General features: G+C 70.1%; 17 protein-coding genes. 11 read left to right on the top strand and 6 right to left on the bottom strand.

The genetic code is table 11. The features are described from left to right. Positions 1-92: 92 nt before the first annotated feature. The 4 genes from ACGFYN_RS05690 to ACGFYN_RS05675 all read right to left on the bottom strand — a co-directional run bounded on the left by ACGFYN_RS05690 (position 93) and on the right by ACGFYN_RS05675 (position 3,842). Positions 93-1,058 (bottom strand): cation diffusion facilitator family transporter, encoded by a 966-nt coding sequence (locus ACGFYN_RS05690; RefSeq protein ID WP_393864470.1) that lies wholly within the window; start codon positions 1,056-1,058, stop codon positions 93-95. A gap of 5 nt (positions 1,059-1,063) precedes the next feature. Next, positions 1,064-1,945, bottom strand: coding sequence for an acyl-CoA thioesterase (locus tag ACGFYN_RS05685; protein ID WP_393864469.1), 882 nt, complete (start codon positions 1,943-1,945; stop codon positions 1,064-1,066). Positions 1,946-1,991: 46 nt separating this feature from the next. After that, positions 1,992-3,149: an acyl-CoA dehydrogenase family protein gene (locus ACGFYN_RS05680; RefSeq protein WP_393864468.1), complete on the bottom strand. Its 1,158-nt coding sequence runs from the start codon at positions 3,147-3,149 to the stop codon at positions 1,992-1,994. 99 nt (positions 3,150-3,248) lie between these two features. Next, positions 3,249-3,842 carry a TetR/AcrR family transcriptional regulator gene (locus ACGFYN_RS05675; protein ID WP_393864467.1) on the bottom strand — a complete coding sequence of 198 codons (594 nt, stop codon included), beginning with the start codon at positions 3,840-3,842 and terminating at the stop codon, positions 3,249-3,251. A 96-nt stretch (positions 3,843-3,938) separates the two neighbouring features. Between ACGFYN_RS05675 and ACGFYN_RS05670 the strand changes: the two genes are divergently transcribed. The 10 genes from ACGFYN_RS05670 to ACGFYN_RS05625 all read left to right on the top strand — a co-directional run bounded on the left by ACGFYN_RS05670 (position 3,939) and on the right by ACGFYN_RS05625 (position 17,234). Continuing rightward, complete coding sequence (locus ACGFYN_RS05670; RefSeq protein WP_393864466.1) at positions 3,939-5,555, top strand: carboxyl transferase domain-containing protein; 1,617 nt, start codon at positions 3,939-3,941, stop codon at positions 5,553-5,555. 11 nt (positions 5,556-5,566) lie between these two features. Further along, entirely contained in the window at positions 5,567-7,501 is a 1,935-nt protein-coding gene (locus ACGFYN_RS05665) for an acetyl/propionyl/methylcrotonyl-CoA carboxylase subunit alpha (RefSeq protein WP_393864465.1), read from the top strand. Then, positions 7,498-8,457, top strand: a complete 960-nt coding sequence (locus ACGFYN_RS05660) for a hydroxymethylglutaryl-CoA lyase (protein WP_393864464.1) — start codon at positions 7,498-7,500, stop codon at positions 8,455-8,457. Before ACGFYN_RS05665 ends, ACGFYN_RS05660 begins: the two co-directional genes overlap by 4 nt. A 5-nt stretch (positions 8,458-8,462) precedes the next feature. Then, positions 8,463-9,623: an acyl-CoA dehydrogenase family protein gene (locus tag ACGFYN_RS05655; RefSeq protein ID WP_393864463.1), complete on the top strand. Its 1,161-nt coding sequence runs from the start codon at positions 8,463-8,465 to the stop codon at positions 9,621-9,623. A 110-nt stretch (positions 9,624-9,733) separates the two neighbouring features. Continuing rightward, positions 9,734-10,777 (top strand): ABC transporter substrate-binding protein, encoded by a 1,044-nt coding sequence (locus ACGFYN_RS05650; RefSeq protein WP_393864462.1) that lies wholly within the window; start codon positions 9,734-9,736, stop codon positions 10,775-10,777. A gap of 126 nt (positions 10,778-10,903) precedes the next feature. Next, positions 10,904-11,737 (top strand): siderophore-interacting protein, encoded by an 834-nt coding sequence (locus ACGFYN_RS05645; RefSeq protein ID WP_393864461.1) that lies wholly within the window; start codon positions 10,904-10,906, stop codon positions 11,735-11,737. Between the two features lie 129 nt (positions 11,738-11,866). Next, positions 11,867-13,309 (top strand): lysine decarboxylase DesA, encoded by a 1,443-nt coding sequence (gene desA, locus ACGFYN_RS05640; RefSeq protein WP_393864460.1) that lies wholly within the window; start codon positions 11,867-11,869, stop codon positions 13,307-13,309. Next, entirely contained in the window at positions 13,293-14,588 is a 1,296-nt protein-coding gene (locus ACGFYN_RS05635; protein WP_393864459.1) for a lysine N(6)-hydroxylase/L-ornithine N(5)-oxygenase family protein, read from the top strand. The genes desA and ACGFYN_RS05635 overlap by 17 nt, the downstream gene beginning before the upstream one ends. A 310-nt stretch (positions 14,589-14,898) precedes the next feature. Beyond that, complete coding sequence (locus tag ACGFYN_RS05630) at positions 14,899-15,468, top strand: GNAT family N-acetyltransferase (RefSeq protein ID WP_393864458.1); 570 nt, start codon at positions 14,899-14,901, stop codon at positions 15,466-15,468. Next, complete coding sequence (locus ACGFYN_RS05625) at positions 15,465-17,234, top strand: IucA/IucC family protein (RefSeq protein WP_393864457.1); 1,770 nt, start codon at positions 15,465-15,467, stop codon at positions 17,232-17,234. Before ACGFYN_RS05630 ends, ACGFYN_RS05625 begins: the two co-directional genes overlap by 4 nt. 59 nt (positions 17,235-17,293) lie before the next feature. On the opposite strand, the gene ACGFYN_RS05620 is transcribed toward ACGFYN_RS05625, so the two are convergent. Further along, complete coding sequence (locus tag ACGFYN_RS05620) at positions 17,294-18,892, bottom strand: beta-N-acetylhexosaminidase (RefSeq protein ID WP_393864456.1); 1,599 nt, start codon at positions 18,890-18,892, stop codon at positions 17,294-17,296. 83 nt (positions 18,893-18,975) lie between these two features. Here ACGFYN_RS05620 and ACGFYN_RS05615 point away from each other — a divergent pair, with 83 nt between their 5' ends. Next, positions 18,976-19,866: a DUF4429 domain-containing protein gene (locus ACGFYN_RS05615; protein ID WP_393864455.1), complete on the top strand. Its 891-nt coding sequence runs from the start codon at positions 18,976-18,978 to the stop codon at positions 19,864-19,866. A gap of 48 nt (positions 19,867-19,914) precedes the next feature. On the opposite strand, the gene ACGFYN_RS05610 is transcribed toward ACGFYN_RS05615, so the two are convergent. After that, entirely contained in the window at positions 19,915-21,480 is a 1,566-nt protein-coding gene (locus ACGFYN_RS05610) for a purple acid phosphatase family protein (protein ID WP_393864454.1), read from the bottom strand. Between the last annotated feature and the right edge of the window lie 153 nt (positions 21,481-21,633).

Below are 21,633 nucleotides of genomic sequence, written 5' to 3'. Positions count from 1 at the left end.
ACCACGCCCCCAGCTCAACCGACTTTCCCGGGCGCCCACGGCCGGAGACGAAACCCTTCCGCCGGCACTGCGCGAACCGGCTGTCGAGTCGCTCACGGCCAAGGATTCAACCCCTCCGACCGACGCTGTGCGAACCCCGGTGTCGGGTCCAGGTACACCCTGGTCACCGCCGGGAACACCGAGCGCAGGCGCAGTTCGGCGGTTTCGCAGGCCCACTCGATCTGGGCCGCCGTCGAGCGGTCGCGGAAGTCGATCTTGGCGGCGACCAGCGCCTCGCGCGGGCCCTGCACGAGCGTCGTCAGCTCCAGTACGGCCTCGATGTGCTCCACGTCCAGCAGCTCGGCCCTGATCCGCTGCCGGACCGACCTCGGCAGCGGGCGCCCGACGAGCAACTCGGCGTTGGAGCGGCCCAGCACCCAGGCGACGACGAGCAGCAGCAGGCCGATCAGCAGCGAGGCGATCCCGTCCCAGACGCCGGACCCGGTGAGCTGCCCGCCGAGCAGACCGCCCGCGGCGAGCACGAGGCCGATCAGCGCGGCCGAGTCCTCCAGGACGACGGCCTTCACCGCGGTGTCGGGGGTGTGGCGGAGGTACAGCTTGAAGGGTGCCCGGACGCGCCGGGCCTCGCCGCGCGCCTGGCGCAGCCCCGTCCGCAGCGAGAAGCCCTCCAGCAGGAAGGCGACCAGCAGGACGATGTACGACACGAGCGGATCGCCCAGATCCTCGCCCGCCGCCAGGGTGTGGACGCCGTCGTAGATCGAGAAGACGGCGCCGCCGACGAACGTCGCGACCGCGGCGAGCATCGCCCAGATGTAGCGCTCGGGCCCGTAGCCGAGCGGGTGCTCCTCGTCGGCGGGCTTCCCGCTGCGTTTGAGGGCGGTCAGCAGCAGGACCTCGGTGACCGTGTCGGCGACGGAGTGCGCCGCCTCGGAGAGCATCGCGCTGGACCCGCTGATGATTCCGGCGACCGCCTTGGCGAGAGCGATCCCGAGATTGGCGACGGCGGCGACCACCACCGTGAAGGTGCTCTCGCCGCCGCCCTCCTCTGCAGACGTCATGCCTCTCAGTGTTCCCGCGGAACGCGCACCAGACCTTCCTGGATGACCGAGATGGCGAGCTGCCCCTCCTGCGTGTAGATACGGGCCTGGCCGAGCCCGCGCCCGCCGTGGGCCGACGGCGACTCCTGGTCGTACAGCAGCCACTCGTCGGCGCGGAAGGGCCGGTGGAACCACATGGCGTGGTCGAGCGAGGCCCCGACCACGTCCCCCACGGCCCAGCCGCCGCGGCCGTGCGCGAGCAGGACCGAGTCGAGCAGGGTCATGTCGGAGACGTACGTGGCGAGGACGACGTGCAGCAGGTGCTCGTCGATGGCGCCCTCGAGCTTGCCGTTGGTGCGGAACCAGACCTGGGAGTGCGGCTCGCGCGGCTCACCGAACCGCCCGTACGGCGGCTCCTCGACGTAGCGCAGGTCGACCGCCTCGCGCGCCTCCAGGAACTTCTCGACCACCACCGCGTCGAGGTGGCCGTAGCCGCGCAGCCGCTCCTGGGAGGTGGGCAGCGTCGCCGGGTCGGGAGCGGACGGCATCGGCGCCTGGTGGTCGAGGCCGTCCTCGTCGCCCTGGAAGGAGGCCGAGAGGTGGAAGATCGGCTTGCCGTGCTGAATCGCGACCACGCGGCGTGTGGTGAAGGAGCGGCCGTCGCGGATGCGGTCGACGTCGTAGACGATCGGCGCGCCCGGGTCGCCGGGGCGCAGGAAGTACGCGTGCAGGGAGTGGGCGTGCCGGTCCGCGGGGACCGTGCGCCCTGCGGCGACCAGCGCCTGGGCCGCCACCTGCCCGCCGAAGACCCGCGGGACGACGGCGGACCGGGACCGGCCGCGGAATATGTTCTCCTCGATCTGCTCCAGGTCGAGCAGATCGAGGAGATCCTTGAGTGCCTGGCTCATGGCAGACAGTTGTACCTGCCAGTCTTTTCCTGGGGTTTCGCGGGCCTTACAGACCCATGTCCTTGGCGATGATCGTCTTCATGATCTCGCTGGTGCCGCCGTAGATGCGGTTGACCCGGTTGTCCGCGTACAGACGGGCGATCGGGTACTCGTTCATGAAGCCGTAGCCACCGTGGAGCTGGAGGCAGCGGTCGATGACGCGGTGCGCGACCTCGGTGCAGAACAGCTTGGCGCTGGCGGCCTCGGCGGGGGTCAGCTCGCCCGCGTCCAGGGCCTCCAGGGCGCGGTCGGCGACGGCCTCGGCGGCGTCGACCTCGGCCTGGCAGGCGGCCAGCTCGAACTTGGTGTTCTGGAAGGAGGCGACGGCCTTGCCGAAGACGGTGCGCTCCTGGACATACTCCTTGGCGAACCGCACGGCGGCCTTGGCCTGCGCGTAGGCGCCGAAGGCGATGCCCCAGCGCTCGGAGGCGAGGTTGTGGCCCAGGTAGTAGAAGCCCTTGTTCTCCTCGCCGAGCAGGTCCTCGACCGGGACCTTCACGTCGACGAACGCCAGCTCGGCGGTGTCGGAGGTCTTCAGGCCGAGCTTGTCCAGCTTGCGGCCGATGGAGTAGCCCTCGGACTTGGTGTCGACGGCGAAGAGGGAGATGCCGAAGCGGCGGTCCTCGGCGGTCGGCGCGGAGGTACGGGCGCAGACGATCACGCGGTCGGCGTGGACGCCGCCGGTGATGAAGGTCTTGGAGCCGTTGAGGACGTAGTGCGTGCCGTCCTCGGAGAGCTTGGCGGTGGTCTTCATGCCCGCGAGGTCGGAGCCGGTGCCCGGCTCGGTCATCGCGAGGGCCCACATCTCCTCGCCGGAGACGAACTTCGGCAGGAAGCGCTTCTTCTGCTCGTCGGAGGCGAGCATCTTGATGTACGGCAGGCCGAGCAGCACGTGCACGCCGGAGCCGCCGAACTGGACACCGGCGCGAGCGGTCTCCTCGTACATCACGGCCTCGAACTTGTACGAGTCGATGCCGGCGCCGCCGAACTCCTCGTCCACGCGGATGCCGAAGACGCCGAGCTCGGCGAGCTTGTAGTAGAAGTCGCGCGGCGCCTGGCCCGCGGCGAACCACTCGTCGTAGACGGGAACGACCTCGGCCTCGATGAAGGCCCGGAGGGTCTCCCGGAACGCCTCGTGGTCCTCGTTGAACACCGTACGGCGCACCGCCGCCACCTCCTGGTTCCCAATGTCTAAGCGCTTGCTCAGATCTTCAAGGTACCGGCGGGTAGGGAGAGGCGTCCAGAGGAGATCCCGTAACGCTCGTCACGCCGCCGCGGCCGCGAACGCCCCCTTGGCCATACGGTGCAGCAGCTCCGCCGTCGTCCCGCGGCCGGGCAGCGAGCCGGGCCGGCCCAGGTGCGGGGTGGAGTTGAGCAGGCCGAAGACCGAGTGCACGGCGGACCGGGCCGCGGGCTCCGCGACGCCCGGGTAGACCTCCCGCAGCACCGCCACCCACAGCTCGACGTACTGCCGCTGGAGCTGCCTCACCAGCTTGCGGTCGCTGTCGCGCAGGCGGTCCAGCTCGCGGTCGTGCAGGGTGATCAGGGGGCGGTCGTCGAGCGCGAAGTCGATGTGCCCCTCGATGAGCGAGTCGAGGACCGCCTCGGGGCGCGTCCCGTCGGCCTCCTGGAGGCGCCGCTTCGCGCCCGTCAGCAGCTGGCCGCTGATCCCCACCAGCAGCTCGGCGAGCATCGCGTCCTTGCCCGCGAAGTGGCGGTACAGGCCCGGGCCGCTGATGCCGACGGCGGCACCTATCTCGTCGACTCCGACCCCGTGGAAACCGCGCTCGGCGAACAGCCGCGCGGCCTCCTTGAGGATCTGCTCGCGGCGGGTGGGGGCGTCGGTTCTGGTGGCCATGAAGGTAATTCTAGACAGGGAGGTTAGCGGTCGTTAACCTGATGGAAATGGTTAACGCTCATTAACAGTCCGACCACTGGGTGAGGGGACCGCAGGATGCACGAGGCACCGGAGCTGACGAGCGCGGCAGACCCCGCGTCGGAGGCCTGGCGGGCCAACGAGGCGGCGCACCGCGCACTCGTCGAGGAGCTGCACGGCAAGCTGGCCGCGGCGCGGCTCGGCGGCGGCGAGAAGGCGCGGGCCAGGCACACCGCACGCGGGAAGCTGCTGCCGCGGGACCGGGTGGACACGCTGCTCGACCAGGGCTCGCCCTTCCTGGAGCTGGCGCCCCTCGCCGCCGACGGGCTGTACGACGGGGCGGCCCCGGCCGCCGGCGTCATCGCCGGGATCGGGCGGGTCGGCGGGCGCGAGTGCGTGATCGTCGCCAACGACGCCACCGTCAAGGGCGGGACGTACTACCCGATGACGGTGAAGAAGCACCTGCGCGCCCAGGAGGTGGCCCTGGAGAACCGCCTCCCCTGCATCTACCTGGTCGACTCCGGCGGCGCCTTCCTGCCCATGCAGGACGAGGTCTTCCCGGACCGGGAGCACTTCGGGCGGATCTTCTACAACCAGGCGCGGATGTCCGGCGCCGGCATCCCGCAGATCGCCGCGGTCCTCGGATCGTGCACGGCCGGCGGGGCGTACGTTCCCGCCATGAGCGACGAGGCGGTCATCGTCCGCAACCAGGGCACCATCTTCCTGGGCGGCCCGCCCCTGGTGAAGGCCGCCACCGGTGAGGTGGTGACCGCCGAGGAGCTCGGCGGCGGCGAGGTGCACTCCCGGATCTCCGGCGTCACCGACCATCTCGCCGAGGACGACGCGCACGCGCTCAGCATCGTGCGGAACATCGCCGCCACGCTGCCCGCGCGCGGCGCGCTGCCCTGGGAGGTGCGGCCCGCGGCCGAGCCGAAGGTCGATCCCTACGGCCTGTACGGCGCGGTGCCGGTGGACTCCCGCACCCCGTACGACGTCCGCGAGATCATCGCGCGCGTGACCGACGGCTCCCGGTTCGCCGAGTTCAAGGCGGAGTTCGGGCAGACGCTGATCACCGGCTTCGCCCGGATCCAGGGCCACCCGGTCGGGATCGTCGCCAACAACGGCATCCTGTTCTCCGAATCCGCCCAGAAGGGCGCCCACTTCATCGAGCTGTGCGACCAGCGCGGCATCCCGCTGGTGTTCCTGCAGAACATCTCCGGCTTCATGGTCGGCAAGGACTACGAGGCGGGCGGCATCGCCAAGCACGGCGCCAAGATGGTGACGGCCGTGGCCTGCACGCGCGTGCCGAAGCTGACGGTCGTGGTGGGCGGTTCGTACGGCGCGGGCAACTACTCGATGTGCGGCCGGGCCTACTCCCCCCGCTTCCTGTGGATGTGGCCGAACGCCAAGATCTCCGTCATGGGCGGCGAGCAGGCCGCCTCGGTCCTCGCGACGGTCAAGCGGGACCAGCTGGAGTCCCGGGGCGAACAGTGGCCGGCCGAGGACGAGGAGTCCTTCAAGGCGCCGATCCGACAGCAGTACGAGCGCCAGGGCAGCGCCTACTACGCCACCGCCCGTCTCTGGGACGACGGCGTCATCGACCCGCTGGAGACCCGCCAGGTGCTGGGTCTCGCACTGACCGCCTGTGCCAACGCGCCACTGGGCGAGCCCCAGTTCGGCGTCTTCCGGATGTGAGGAGGGGACCCATGTTCGACACAGTGCTCGTGGCCAACCGGGGCGAGATCGCCGTCCGCGTGATCCGTACGCTCCGCTCGCTGGGCGTGCGCTCGGTGGCCGTCTTCTCCGACGCGGACGCCGACGCCCGCCATGTCCGCGAGGCCGACACGGCGGTCCGGATCGGCCCGGCCCCGGCAGCCGAGAGCTATCTGTCGGCGGAGCGCCTGCTGGAGGCCGCCGCCCGCACCGGCGCCCAGGCCGTGCACCCCGGCTACGGCTTCCTCGCGGAGAACGCCTCCTTCGCGCGTGCCTGCGCGGATGCCGGGCTGGTCTTCATCGGGCCGCCCGCGGACGCCATCTCCCTGATGGGCGACAAGATCCGCGCCAAGGAGACGGTGCAGGCGGCCGGGGTCCCGGTCGTCCCCGGGTCCAGCGGCAGCGGCCTGACGGACGGCCAACTCGCCGACGCCGCCCGCGAGATCGGCATGCCGGTGCTGCTGAAGCCGTCGGCCGGCGGCGGCGGCAAGGGCATGCGGCTGGTGCGGGACGCGGAGAAGCTGGCGGACGAGATCGCTTCCGCCCGCCGCGAGGCCCGCGCCTCCTTCGGCGACGACACGCTCCTGGTGGAGCGGTGGGTGGACCGGCCCCGGCACATCGAGATCCAGGTCCTCGCCGACAGTCACGGGAACGTGGTGCACCTGGGCGAGCGCGAGTGCTCGCTGCAGCGCCGGCACCAGAAGATCATCGAGGAGGCGCCCAGCGTGCTCCTCGACGAAGCCACGCGCGCGGCGATGGGCGAGGCGGCAGTGCAGGCGGCCCGGTCCTGCGGTTACCGCGGGGCGGGCACGGTGGAGTTCATCGTGCCGGGCGGCGACCCGTCGTCGTACTACTTCATGGAGATGAACACCCGCCTCCAGGTCGAGCACCCGGTCACCGAGCTGATCACGGGCCTGGACCTGGTGGAGTGGCAGCTGCGGGTGGCGGCGGGCGAGCAACTGCCGTACGAGCAGGACGACATCACGCTGACCGGGCACGCGGTCGAGGCCCGTGTCTGTGCCGAGGACCCCGCGCGCGGGTTCCTGCCCTCCGGCGGCACGGTCCTCAGGCTGCACGAACCCCAGGGCGACGGCATCCGCACCGACTCCGGGCTCAGCGAGGGCACCGAGGTCGGCAGCCTCTACGACCCGATGCTGTCCAAGGTCATCGCCTACGGCCCGGACCGCGAGACGGCGATCCGGAAGCTGCGCACGGCCCTCGCCGGGACGGTGACGCTGGGCGTGCAGACCAACGCCGGCTTCCTGCGCCGCCTGCTGGCCCATCCGGCGGTCGTGGCGGGCGAGTTGGACACCGGGCTGGTGGAGCGGGAGGTGGACTCGCTCGTGTCCACCGACGTACCGGACGAGGTGTACGAGGCGGCCGCGGCCGTGCGGCTGGATGCGCTGGAGCCGCGCGGGGACGGCTGGTGCGACCCCTTCTCGGTGCCGAGCGGCTGGCGGCTCGGCGGCACGCCCAGGCCCGTCGCCTTCCCCCTCCGCGTGCCGGGACTCGAACCCGTCACCCATGAGACGCGCGGCGCCCACACCGTCACCGCCGACACGGTGGCGGTCATCCTGGACGGTGTCCGGCACACCTTCCACCGCGCCGCCGACTGGATCGGCCGGGACGGCGACGCCTGGCACGTGCGCGACCACGACCCGGTCGCCGCGTCCCTCACGCGCGCGGGCCACGCCGGCGCCGACTCGCTGACCGCACCCATGCCCGGCACGGTCACCGTGGTGAAGGTCGCCGTCGGCGACGAGGTGAGCGCGGGCCAGAGCCTGCTGGTCGTCGAGGCGATGAAGATGGAGCACGTCATCTCCGCCCCGCACGCCGGCACGGTCGCCGAACTGGACGTGGCGCCGGGCACGACGGTCGCCATGGACCAGGTGCTGGCCGTCATCGCACCGCACGAGGAGGAGAAATGACGCTGCCCATGGCCGTACCGGCTCCCGGTCTGCCGACCCGGGTCCGCATCCATGAGGTCGGCGCCCGCGACGGTCTGCAGAACGAGAAGACGACCGTACCGACGCAGGTCAAGGCGGAGTTCGTGCACCGGCTGTCCGAGGCCGGGCTGACCACGATCGAGGCCACGAGCTTCGTGCACCCGAAGTGGGTGCCTCAACTCGCCGATGCCGAGCAGCTGTTCCCGCAGATCTCCGGCCTCCCGGTGGATCTGCCGGTGCTCGTCCCGAACGAGCGCGGCCTCGACCGTGCTCTCGCCCTCGGTGCCCGCCGCGTCGCCGTCTTCGCCAGTGCCACCGAGTCCTTCGCGAAGGCCAACCTCAACCGCACGGTGGACGAGGCGCTGGCCATGTTCGAACCGGTGGTGGCCCGCGCCAAGTCCCAGCAGGTCCATGTCCGCGGCTACCTCTCCATGTGCTTCGGCGACCCTTGGGAGGGGCCGGTCCCCATCCCCCAGGTGGTCCGGGTCTGCGGGGCCCTGCTGGACATGGGCTGCGACGAACTGAGTCTGGGCGACACGATCGGGGTCGCGACACCGGGCCATGTGCGGGCGCTCCTGACCGAGCTCGGCGAACACGGCATTCCCGTGGAGCGGTTGGGCGTCCACTTCCACGACACCTACGGCCAGGCGCTGGCCAACACCTACGCCGCCCTGGAACACGGCGTCACCACGGTCGACGCCTCGGCGGGCGGCCTCGGCGGCTGCCCGTACGCCAAGTCCGCCACCGGAAATCTCGCCACCGAAGACCTCGTGTGGATGCTGCAGGGTCTCGGCATCGACACCGGAGTCGACCTCGGCCGTCTCGTCGCCACCAGCGCGTGGATGGCCGGCCAACTGGGCCGACCCAGCCCGTCCCGCACCGTCCGAGCGCTGTCCCACAAGGACACCGAGGCCGCCGAGGCCACTGAGGAGCAGTGACCGTCATGGACTTCCGTCTCTCCCCCGAGCTCGAAGAACTCCGCCGCACCGTCGAGGCGTTCGCCCACGACGTGGTGGCGCCCAAGATCGGCGAGTTCTACGAGCACCACGAGTTCCCGTACGAGATCGTCCGCGAGATGGGCCGCATGGGCCTGTTCGGGCTGCCGTTCCCCGAGGAGCACGGCGGCATGGGCGGTGACTACCTGGCGCTGGGCGTGGCGCTGGAGGAGCTGGCCCGCGTCGACTCCTCGGTGGCCATCACCCTGGAGGCCGGCGTCTCGCTGGGCGCCATGCCGATCCACCTCTTCGGCACCGAGGAGCAGAAGCACGAGTGGCTGCCGCGTCTGTGCTCGGGCGAGATCCTCGGTGCGTTCGGCCTCACCGAGCCCGACGGAGGCTCGGACGCGGGCGCGACCCGCACGACGGCCCGCCTCGACGAGTCGACGAACGAGTGGGTGATCAACGGCACCAAGTGCTTCATCACCAACTCGGGTACGGACATCACGGGCCTGGTCACGGTCACCGCGGTCACCGGCCGCAAGCCCGACGGCAAGCCGCTGATCTCGTCGATCATCGTCCCGTCCGGCACCCCGGGCTTCACGGTGGCCGCGCCGTACTCCAAGGTCGGCTGGAACGCCTCGGACACCCGCGAGCTCTCCTTCACGGACGTGCGCGTCCCGGCGGCGAACCTGCTCGGCGCGAAGGGCCGCGGCTACGCCCAGTTCCTGCGCATCCTCGACGAGGGCCGCGTCGCCATCGCGGCGCTCGCGACCGGCCTCGCCCAGGGCTGTGTGGACGAGTCGGTGAAGTACGCCAAGGAGCGCCACGCCTTCGGCCGCCCCATCGGCGCCAACCAGGCCATCCAGTTCAAGATCGCCGACATGGAGATGAAGGCCCACACCGCCCGGCTCGCCTGGCGGGACGCGGCCGCCCGGCTGGTGACCGGTGCCCCCTTCAAGAAGGAGGCCGCCCTCGCCAAGCTCCACTCCTCCACCGTCGCGGTCGACAACGCCCGCGACGCCACCCAGATCCACGGCGGCTACGGCTTCATGAACGAGTACCCGGTGGCCCGGATGTGGCGCGACTCCAAGATCCTGGAGATCGGCGAGGGCACGAGCGAGGTGCAACGGATGCTGATCGCACGGGAGTTGGGCCTCACCGGCTGACCGTGCCCGGGCGCGGAACGCCCCCACCCCTGGACATCGACTGAGGTTAGGCTAACCTACGTTGAAAGTTGTCCGGCGGGCGTTCCGCCCCGTTCGAAAGCAGCCTCACCATGTCCAACGCCAGAGCCACCCATCTCACCCGACGCGGCATCCTGGCCGCCGGCGGCGCCCTCGGCCTCGGTGCCGCGCTGGCCGCCTGCGGTGACGACGACGCGAAAAGCGGTGGCTCCGACGCGACGACCGCAGCCAAATCCGGCCCCTGGACCTTCAAGGACGACCGCGGCAAGACGGTGAAGCTCGACGAGGCGCCCAAGAACATCGTGGCGTTCACCGGTGTCGCCGCCGCGCTCTTCGACTACGGCATCAGCGTCAAGGGCGTCTTCGGCCCCACCAGGACCACGGACGGCAAGCCCGACGTCCAGGCCGGCGACATGGACATCAGCAAGGTCACGATCCTCGGCAACGTCTGGGACCAGTTCAACGTCGAGAAGCTCGCGGCCCTCGCGCCCGACGTGCTCATCACCACGATGTTCGACGGCGCCGGCACGCTCTGGTACGTCCCCGAGGCCTCCAAGGACAAGATCGCCCAGCTGGCCCCCAGCGTCGGCATCTCCGTCTACGACCGCCAGCTGACCGAGCCGCTCCAGCGCATGTGGGCGCTGGCGGAGTCGCTCGGCGCGGACCTGAAGGCGGCCGAGGCCACCGACGCCAAGAAGAGGTTCGAGGAGGCGGCGGCCCGGCTGCGCAAGGCCGCGAAGGCCAAGCCGGACATCAAGGTGATGGCCGCCTCCGCGGCCGACACGCTCTTCTACGTCTCCGGCACCAACCTCTCCATCGACCTGGAGTACTTCAAGGCGCTCGGCGTGAACTTCGTCGAGCCCCCGGAGAAGGCGAAGGCCAAGGGCGGCGGCTGGTACGAGTCGCTGAGCTGGGAGAACGTCGACAAGTACGCGGCGGACATCATCATGATGGACGACCGGACCTCGGCGATCCAGCCCGCCGACATCACCAAGGCGACCTGGAAGAAGCTCCCCGCGGTCAAGGCCGGGCAGGTCATCGGCCGTTCGCCCGAGCCGATCCTGTCCTACGACAAGTGCGTTCCGCTGCTCGCAGGTCTGGCCGAGGCGCTGGAGAAGGCGAAGAAGGTCAGCTGACCGTGAGGGCCGTGAGCATCTGCGAGCCCGTCGTGGCGGATCGCGCCCACGCGGCGGAGCCGCATATCGACACCGCCCCGCGCCCCTGAGGTGCGCATCCCCTGACGTCGATTCAGGAGTTCCGCCATGACGACGGCCGTAGCCGCCCCGTTCCGTTTCTTCTCCCTCCAGGTCGTACGGACGAGGCGGCTGGGGCCGTCCTTGGTGCGTGTCACCTTCGGCGGGGAGGATCTGCACGCGTTCCGCTCCGACGGGTGCGACCAGTCCCTGTCCCTCTTCCTGCCGCATCCCGGGCAGCGCGAGCCCGCCGTGCCGTACGAGCTCGGCGACAGCTGGTGGCAGGCCTGGCGTGAACTCCCGGACGGCGTACGGGCGGTGATGCGCTCGTACACCCTGCGCTCGCTGCGGCGCGACCCCGACGAGATCGACGTCGACTTCGTCCTGCACACCCCGGCCGGCCCCGCCTCGCGGTGGGCCGCACGGGCCGGCGCCGGTGACCGTGTCGTCCTGCTCGGCCCCGCGCTCGCGGACAACCGCGCGATCCGGTTCCGGCCGCCCGCGGACACCGACCTGACGCTGATCTGGGGCGACGGGACCGCCGTCCCGGCCGTCTCCGCGATCCTCGAGTCCCTGCCCGCCGACTCCCGCGCCCGCGTCTGGCTGGAGGTGCGGGACGCGGGAGACATCCAGGACCTGGCGACCGAGGCCGACGCCGAGATCACCTGGCTGGTCCGGGACGCGAGTGGCGTCGAGGGGTCCCCCATGGCCCTCGACGCCCTGCGCTGCGCCCAACTCCCGCCCGCGGAACGCCCGTACGCCTGGATCGCGGGCGAGAGCGGATGCGTGAAGCAGCTGCGCCGGCACCTGGTCGGCGAGCGCGGGATCGACCGTCGGCGCGTCACCTTCGTCGGCTACTGGCGGCAGGGCCTGAGCGAGGAGCAGCTGCGCGAGACGGAGTGACGGCGGTCACTGGAGGGACAGGATTGGAGGCAACTAACTTAGGTTAGGCTAACCTAAGTTGAAGCCAGAAGCTCTGGGTTTCCCCGCTCTCCCGCCCCGCACGGACTGTCCCCACCGGAGGACCCCAACATGCGCTCGCACCTGCTCAATGACCTGACCGCGGAGCAGTACCGCAGCTCCGTGACCGAAGGAGTCGAGCGGGTGGCGGCCAAACTCGCCACCACCGACCGTCCGTTCACCGGTGTCACCGTCGACACCCTCGCCCCCCGGATCGCCGCCATCGACCTGGACCGGCCGCTCGGCGACACCAGCGCCGTCCTGGACGAGCTGGAGGACGTCTACCTCCGCGACGCGGTCTACTTCCACCACCCGCGCTACCTCGCCCACCTCAACTGCCCCGTCGTCATTCCGGCCGTGCTCGGCGAGGCCGTCCTGTCCGCCGTCAACTCCTCCCTCGACACCTGGGACCAGTCGGCCGGCGGCACCCTGATCGAGCGCAGGCTCATCGACTGGACGGCCGCCCGCATCGGCCTCGGCGAGAACGCCGACGGCGTGTTCACCTCGGGCGGCACCCAGTCCAACCTCCAGGCGCTGCTGCTGGCGAGGGAGGAGGCCAAGTCCAACTCCCTCGCCGGACTGCGCATCTTCGCCTCCGAGGTGGGCCACTTCAGCGTGCAGAAGTCGGCGAAACTCCTCGGCCTCGGCCAGGACGCGGTGGTCCCCATCCCCGTCGGCCACGACAAGCGGATGCAGACCGTCGCCCTCGCCCACGAGCTGGAGCGCTGCAGGAAGGACGGCCTGATCCCCATGGCCGTCGTCGCCACCGCCGGCACCACCGACTTCGGCTCCATCGATCCGCTGCCCGAGATCGCCGAACTGTGCGCCCAGTACGGCGCCTGGCTGCACGTGGACGCGGCCTACGGCTGCGGTCTGCTCGCCTCGCTGAAGTACCGGGACCGCATCGACGGCATCGAGCGCGCCGACTCGGTCACCGTCGACTACCACAAGTCCTTCTTCCAGCCCGTGAGTTCGTCCGCGGTGCTGGTGCGGGACGCCTCCACGCTGCGGCACGCGACCTATCACGCCGAGTACCTGAACCCGCGCCGCATGGTCACCGAGCGCATCCCCAACCAGGTCGACAAGTCCCTGCAGACCACCCGCCGCTTCGACGCACTCAAGCTGTGGATGACATTGCGGGTGATGGGCGCCGACGGCATCGGCGAGCTCTTCGACCAGGTCTGCGACCTCGCGTCCGGCGGCTGGCGGCTGCTCGCCGCCGACCCGCGCTTCGACGTCGTCGTCCAGCCCACCCTCTCCACCCTCGTCTTCCGCTGCATCCCGGCCGCCGTCACCGACCCGGCCGAGATCGACCGCGCCAACCTCCATGCCCGCAAGGCCCTCTTCGCCTCCGGCGACGCGGTGGTCGCGGGCACCAAGGTGGGCGGCCGCCACTACCTGAAGTTCACCCTGCTCAACCCCGAGACGACGACCGACGACATCGCCGCCGTACTCGACCTGATCGCCGGCCACGCCGAGCAGTACCTGGGAGAATCCCTTGACCGCGCTTCCTGAGCCCACCGACTCCGCACCGAGGACCTACGACTTCGTGGGCATCGGGCTCGGCCCCTTCAACCTCGGCCTGGCCTGTCTGACCGAGCCGATCGCCGAACTCGACGGCCTCTTCCTGGAGTCGAAGCCGGACGTCGAGTGGCACGCGGGCATGTTCCTGGACGGCGCCCACCTGCAGACCCCGTTCATGGCGGACCTGGTCACCCTCGCCGACCCGACGTCGCCGTACTCCTTCCTCAACTACCTGAAGGAGAAGGGCCGGCTGTACTCGTTCTACATCCGCGAGAACTTCTACCCGCTGCGCGTCGAGTACGACGACTACTGCCGCTGGGCCGCCGGCCGGCTCGGCAGCGTCCGGCTCGGCACGACGGTCACGGAGGTGACGTACGAGGACGGCCACTACCTCGTGCGCACCGGCACCGGCGACGTCCACCGCGCCCGGCACCTCGTCCTCGGCACGGGGACGGCCCCCTTCGTGCCGGAGGCGTGCCGGGGGCTCGAGGGCGGTCTGTTCCACAACTCGCAGTACATGCACCGCAAGAGCGAGCTGCAGTCGAAGAAGTCGATCACCGTCGTCGGCAGCGGGCAGAGTGCCGCCGAGATCTACTACGAGCTCCTCGCCGAGATGGACGTCCACGGCTACCAGCTCAACTGGATCACCCGCTCCCCGCGGTTCTTCCCGCTGGAGTACACCAAACTGACGCTGGAGATGACCTCTCCGGACTACATCGACTACTTCCGGGCGCTGCCCGAGGAGACCCGCTACCGGCTGGAGAAGCAGCAGAAGGGCCTCTTCAAGGGCATCAACTCGGACCTCATCGACTCGATCTTCGATCTGCTCTACCAGAAGAACGTCGAGAGCGGCGGCCGGCCGGTGCCGACCCGTCTGCTGACCAACTCGTCGCTGACGAGCGCCCGTTACACCGACGGGGCGTACCAGCTCGGCTTCCACCAGGACGAACAGGGCAAGGAGTTCGAGATCCGCACGGAGGGCCTCGTCCTGGCGACCGGATACCACTACGAGCCCCCGGCCTTCCTCGCCCCCGTCGCGGACCGGCTGCGCCTCGACGGCCACGGCCGCTTCGACGTGGGCCGCAACTACGCCATCGATGTCACCGGCCGCGGCGTCTTCCTGCAGAACGCCGGCGTGCACACCCACAGCATCACCAGCCCCGACCTCGGCATGGGCGCGTACCGCAACAGCTGCATCATCCGCGAGCTGCTCGGCACCGCGTACTACCCGGTCGAGAAGACGATCGCGTTCCAGGAGTTCGCCGTCTGACACCTTCCCGCCCCTCCGGGGCGGGACCTCTCACGGCTCGCGCCCCGACTTTTCCTGCTTCATCGCCCACTGCCCGACCGGAGGAATTCCGTCGCCCGGCAGCGTCGCGGGAGACCGTCACGGTGGAGGGATCCGCTCCGTCCGGCAGCGGTCGCATTCACGAGCTTTTTCACGAAGCGTTGCGCCTACCCGCGCTTCACGTCGAGGAAGCGGTGACTGCAAACGTCTCAGCGCCTGCTGGAGCCAAACCGAAGACACCTCCGCGTCTCGCTCGACCTCGACGCACGAACCACGTACTCAAGGAGTCCCCATGACCACCGCCCCACGGGTGGGCATCTTCACCTTCCGCCCACTCGACCCGCTGAAGGACGCCGAGCTGCTGCACTCCTGGGTCACCCACCCCAAGGCGGCCTTCTGGATGATGCAGGACGCGAACCTGGTGGACGTCGAGCGCGCCTACATGGAGATCGCGGCCGACGAGCACCACCACGCGCTGCTCGGTCTGCGGGACGGCGAACCGGCCTTCCTGATGGAGTACTACGACCCCGTCCACCGCGAACTCGTCGGCCTGTACGAGCCGTTGCCCGGCGACATAGGCATGCACTTCCTCACCCCGGCCACCGACGCACCCGTCCACGGCTTCACCAAGGCCGTCATCACCGCCGTGATGGCCCGGCTCTTCGAGGACCCGGCGGTGCGGCGCGTCGTCGTCGAGCCGGACGTCGCCAACAAGGCCGTACACGCACTGAACGAGGCTGTCGGATTCGTGCCCGAGCGCGAGATCCGGAAGCCGGAGAAGAAGGCGTTGCTGAGCTTCTGCACCCGGGAGCGGTTCTTCGAGACTCAGCACGGCCTGTCCGCGACGGGGGTGACCGCATGAGCCTCGCCGACGCCGTCGCCCATCTCTCCCCCGAACGCTGGGAGAAGGCCAACCGCCTGCTGATCCGCAAGGCGCTCGCCGAGTTCGCGCACGAGCGGCTGATCACCCCGGAGCAGCAGGGCGACCGCTACGTCGTCCGCAGCGACGACGGCCAGACCCGGTACACCTTCACGGCCGTGCTCCGCGCCCTCGACCACTGGCAGGTGGACGCCGGCTCCGTCACCCGTCACCGCGACGGCACCGAACTCCCGCTCTCGGCACTGGACTTCTTCATCGAGCTGCAGAAGTGCCTCGGCCTGAGCGACGAGGTCCTGCCCGTCTATCTGGAGGAGATCTCCTCCACCCTCTCCGGCACCTGCTACAAGCTCACCAAGCCACAGATCCCGTCCGCCGAGCTCGCCCGCTCCGGTTTCCAGGACATCGAGACCGGCATGTCCGAGGGCCACCCCTGCTTCGTCGCCAACAACGGACGGCTCGGCTTCGGCATCCACGAGTACCTGTCGTACGCCCCCGAGACCGCGAGCCCGGTCCGCCTGGTGTGGCTGGCCGCCCATCGCTCGCGCGCCGCGTTCACCGCGGGTGTGGGGATCGAGTACGAGTCCTTCGTACGGCAGGAGCTGGGCGAGGGGACCGTCGAGCGCTTCTACGACGTCCTGTGCGACCAGGGGCTCGACCCGGCCGACTACCTCCTCATCCCCGTCCACCCCTGGCAGTGGTGGAACAAGCTCACGGTGACCTTCGCCGCCGAGGTGGCCCGGGGGCACCTCGTCTGCCTGGGCGAGGGCGAGGACGAGTATCTGGCCCAGCAGTCCATCCGGACCTTCTTCAACCGCTCGCACCCCGGGAAGCACTATGTGAAGACGGCGCTGTCCGTGCTCAACATGGGCTTCATGCGCGGGCTTTCGGCGGCCTACATGGAGGCCACTCCGGCCATCAACGACTGGCTCGCCCAGCTCATCGAGGGCGACCCCGTCCTGGGGTCGACCGGTCTGTCGATCATCCGCGAGCGTGCCGCGGTCGGCTACCGGCACCTGGAGTACGAGAAGGCGACGGACCGCTACTCGCCGTACCGCAAGATGCTCGCGGCGCTGTGGCGCGAGAGCCCGGTCGCCTCCCTGAAGGACGGCGAGTCCCTGGCCACCATGGCCTCCCTCGTCCATGTCGACCACGAGGGCGCGTCCTTCGCGGGCGCGCTGATCGAGCAGTCGGGCCTCACGCCCACCGAGTGGCTGCGCCGCTATCTGCGGGCGTACCTCACCCCGCTGCTGCACAGCTTCTACGCCTACGACCTGGTGTTCATGCCGCACGGCGAGAACGTGATCCTGGTCCTGAAGGACGGCGTCATCCAGCGCGCGATCTACAAGGACATCGCCGAGGAGATCGCCGTCATGGACCCGGACGCGGTGCTGCCGCCGGCGGTCGAGCGGCTGCGGGTGCGGGTCCCGGAGGACAAGAGGCTCCTGTCGATCTTCACGGACGTCTTCGACTGCTTCTTCCGCTTCCTCGCCGCGGACCTGGCAGGCGAAGGAGTCCTGGAGGAGGACGAGTTCTGGCGCACGGTCGCCGAGGTCGTGCGCGAGTACCAGAAGTCGGTGCCCGAACTGGCCGGCAAGTTCGAGCAGTACGACATGTTCGCCCCGGAGTTCGCGCTGTCCTGCCTCAACCGGCTCCAGCTGCGCAACAACCGGCAGATGGTCGACCTGGCCGATCCGGCGGGCGCCCTCCAGCTGATCGGAACCCTCAAAAATCCCGTCGCGGGGTTCTGATCAACGCGGACGGGCACCCCGGAGTACGGTCCTGCGGGGTGCCCGTCCGCATGTCCGGCCTACGTGGCGGGCCAGGGGACCTGCGGCGAGCGGTAGTAGCCGATCCCCAGTGCGTCCCACCGCGGCGCCTGCGCCGCGAGCCGCACCCTGTAGCTGTCCCAGTCGTGCGTGGACGCGGGCGACCAGCCGAGCTCGGCGGCGCCGGGCAGCCGCGGGAACGCCATGTAGTCGATGTCGGCGCTCGTCACGATCGTCTCGGTCCACAGCGGCGCCTCGACGCCCTTGATCGCCGAACCGGGGGCGCCGGGAAGGTAGTTGCCCGGATCCCAGTCGTAGGACCGCCGCACCTCCACCAGGCCGGCCCAGTCCTGGCCGAGCGGGGTGTCCTCGGTGTACTTCATGTCGAGGTAGAGCCGGTCGGCGGGCGAGAGGACCAGCCCGGTGCCGTTCTGCGCGGCCTTCGCCACCTGCGCCTTCTCGGCCGCGTCGGTGTCGTCCAGACCCCAGTACTGCGCGACGGCGCCCTTCACCGGGTGCGCGCCGGTGATCTGGTGCCAGCCGATCACCGTCTTGCCGTACTTGGCGACGATGGGCTGCACCCGGTCCATGAACGTGACGTAGTCCTCGTGGCTGGTGGAGTGCGCCTCGTCGCCGCCGATGTGCAGATAGCGGCCGGGAGTGGTCGCGGCCAGCTCGCGGATCACGTCGTCCACGAAGGTGTACGTGACGTCCTTGCCCGCGCACAGCGAGCTGAAGCCGACCTCGGTGCCGGTGTAGAGCGGGGGCGCCTTGCCGTCGCAGTTCAGTTCGGCGTACGAGGCGAGGGCCGCGTTGGTGTGGCCGGGCATGTCGATCTCGGGGACGACCTCCAGATAGCGGGAGGCGGCGTACCGGACGATCTCCTTGTAGTCGGCCTTGGTGTAGTGACCGCCCTTGCCGCCGCCGACCTGCGTCGAGCCGCCGTAGGCCGCGAGCCGCGGCCAGGAGTCGATCGCGATGCGCCAGCCCTGGTCGTCACTGAGGTGCAGATGCAGCTTGTTGACCTTGTAGAGGGCCAACTCGTCGATGTAGCGCTTGACCTGACCGACGGTGAAGAAGTGGCGGGAGACGTCGAGCATCGCCCCGCGGTAGGCGTAGCGCGGGCTGTCCTTGACGGTGCCGCCCGCCACCTGCCACGGGCCGGGCTGGACGGCGTTCTTCTCCACGGCCGCCGGGAGCAGCTGACGCAGGGTCTGCACGCCGTGGAAGAGTCCGGCGGGCTCGGCGGCGGTGATGGTGACGCCCCTGCCGCCGCTGTCGAGGCGATATCCCTCGGCGCCGAAGCTCCCCTTGTGCAGGCGGAGTTGGATGCCCGCCCCGCCCTGCGTGGTCACCGGCAGGCGGTAGCCGGTGGAGGGCCGCAGGATGCCGGCGAGGTACTCGCCGACCTGTCGCGCCTCCCGTGAGTCGTCGACGCGGATGCGGGTGTCGCGGGTGATGCGGTACGGGGATCCGCCCGGGGCGACCGACGCGGGTGCCGGAACCACCCGGTCGAGCGGCGTCACCCCGGTCTTCGCCGCCGGTGCCGCGCCGGCGGTGAAGGCGCCGGCCGCCGCGACGAGCAGCAGGGATCCGAGGACGCGGGCCATACGGGGAGTCGTTCTGTGGTGCCGTCTCACATGCGCTCCCTTGGACAGGGACCCCTGAGGGACCACGAATGGTAGAGACCACTCTCTCGCAGATCCGGTGAAACAATCACCCCATGGCGGAAATCATCCAGAAGGACGGCACCTGGGCCTTCGACGGCGATGCCCTTCGACTGACGCCGGGGCGGGACAGAAACGTCAGCCTGCTCCGCCGCACGCTGGGTGAACTCGTGGTGCCGCTGGGGGCGTTGGCGGGGATCTCGTTCGAGCAGGGCCGGAAGTCGGGGCGGCTCAGACTGCGGCTGCGCGACGGCGCCGACCCGCTGCTGCACGCCTCCGGCGGCCGGCTCACCGAGCCCAACGACCCCTACCAGCTGATCGTCGAGTCCGACCGCTACGGCGTGGCCGAGTACTTCGTCGACGAGGTGCGCAACGCCCTGCTCCTCGACGAGGTTCCGGCCGACCCGGTGAGCGAGTATCTGCTGCCGGGCCCGCCGCTCCCGCTCTCCATCTCGGCCGGGGACGGCACCGCGAGCTTCGACGGCGAGTTCGTCCGCCTGGAGTGGAACTGGAAGACGGAGGACGCCAAGGCCGCCGCCGGCACCCGCACCCTGGCCGTCGCGGAACTGGTGGCGGTGGAGTGGCAGCCCGCGGCCGGCCTGGAGAACGGGCACCTGCGCTTCACCGTGCAGGGCGCGCCCACCAAGGCGCCGCCCAAGTACGACCCCAACTCCGTGGAGCTGTGGGGCTTCAAGAAGGACCCGCTGATGGCGCTGCTCGCGGCCGCCGTGCAGGCACGCCTGCCGCACCCCACGGCGACGGCCGTGACGGACGCAGGGCCCGAGGAGCCGCGCAGCCACAAGCGGCTCGCGTCCGCCGAACAGCGCGAGGACGACCACGACGCGCTGCTGCGGCGGCTGCGCGAGCTCGGCGACCTGCACCGCACGGGCGTGCTGACCGACGAGGAGTTCACCCTGGCCAAGCAGGCGATCCTCAAGCGCATGTAGCGCGCGAGGACCGCCTGCGCGGTGTCTGCCCTGCCGTGCGGGCAGCTGCTACTTGGCCTTGCGGGCCACCGTGAAGTGGTCGATGCGGTCACCGGTCTCGGCGATGCCCGACACCTTCAGCCTGGCGTAGTGGCCGCGCGCTGCGGGCTCCACGTCCACGCGCAGGAAGGAGTAGTTGAGGTAGCGCACCCGGGACCAGGCGACGGTCTCGTTGACCTTGCCGTCCTTGGTGTTGATGAAGGAGGCGACGGAATCTACCTCGTTCAGGTGCCCCTCGTAGGAGTCCGGCGCGGAGAACGCGTACAGGCTGCGGCCCGCGGCGCCCGCCGTCACGTAGACGACGCCCTCGGTCTCGGAGTAGGCCGTCTCGCCGATCGGCAGCTTCTTGACGACCTTGTCGCCCTTGATGACGTCGGTGCGCTCGTACTGGTGGTTGTGGCCGTTGATCACCAGGTCCACCGTGTACTTGTCGAACAGCGGCACCCACTCCTGTCGCACGCCCCCCTCCGAGGCGTGCGCCGTGGAGGTGCAGTAGGCGCAGTGGTGGAAGAACACGACGATGAAGTCGATGTCCTTCGAGGCGCGGAACTTCTTCAGCTGGCCCTCGAACCACGTGGTCTGCGTGCCGCCGGAGATGCCGAGGTTGGCCGGGATCTCGAAGGAGACGTCGTTCGGGTCCAGCGAGATGACCGCGGTGTTGCCGTAGACGAAGGAGTAGACGCCCGGCAGGTGCGCCTTGTCCGGCCCGTTGTCGGGCAGCGTGAAGCGCGCCTCCTCGCCGCCGTAGCCGTTGGGCGAGTACCAGGCCTCCATGTCGTGGTTGCCGTAACTGACCATCCACGGCACGGACTTGGCGACCGGCTCGGTCTGCGCGAGGAACTGGTCCCAGGTGCGCGAGTCGAATCCGGTGTCGCTCGACCTGCCCTGGCCGGCCGGGTCGCCGTAGGCGATGTCACCGGCGTGCAGGTGGAAGACCGGGTTCTGGCCGAGGATCAGGCTGTCGTTGGCCAGCGCGTGGTAGCTGACGCCCTGGTCGCCGAAGGCCGTGAAGGTGAACGGCTCCTTGCGCTCGGGCGCGGTGGTGAACGTGCCCAGGGTGCCGAGCAGTTGTGGCTCGGCGGGGTCGAAGCCCTGGTGCCCGACGCCGTAGTAGTACGTCCGGCCCGGGCGCAGATGGGTCAGCTTGGCGTGGACGTAGTACTGCGTGTGGTCGCCGCTCGCGCCGACGCCGGCCGGCGTGTAGAGCGAGCGGACCTCGGCCTCGATCTTGCGCGAGAGGTCCCAGGGGTGGGCGCCGATGCGGATGAAGGGCTTCTTCACCGCGACCGGGACCTGCCAGGAGACGGTCATCTCGGTGCGCGGGTCGTTGCCGTAGGCGAGGTGGCGGCCGAAGGGGGCGACGTAGGCGCCGTCGACGGCCTCGGTCGCGGGGGCGGAGCGCTGTGCGGGAACCGCGGCCTGGGCGACCGCTCCCGGCACGAACGCGCCACCGGCGACGGCGCCGATGGTCACGGCGCCGCCTCTCATCAGGTTGCGCCGCGAGAATCTCGCGCGCAGGTACTCGTGCTGCTCGGCCAGGCTCATGCGCTCGGCCAGCTGCTCCGGTACTCCCATACGAGGTATGTCCATGACGTCTGAAACTCGTCCACATGAGCGACGAAGCACCAGACTCGGGGTGGACAGATCGCAAACAGCCGTTCATGAGAACACCAAAGATCGTCCACAGCGGCCTGCCCGAAATCGGGCAGGATTCTTGCGAAACGGTCT

It is taken from the genome of Streptomyces sp. NPDC048419, from assembly GCF_043200415.1.
GTDB lineage: Bacteria > Actinomycetota > Actinomycetes > Streptomycetales > Streptomycetaceae > Streptomyces.
This window is presented reverse-complemented; position numbering and strand designations above follow the sequence as displayed.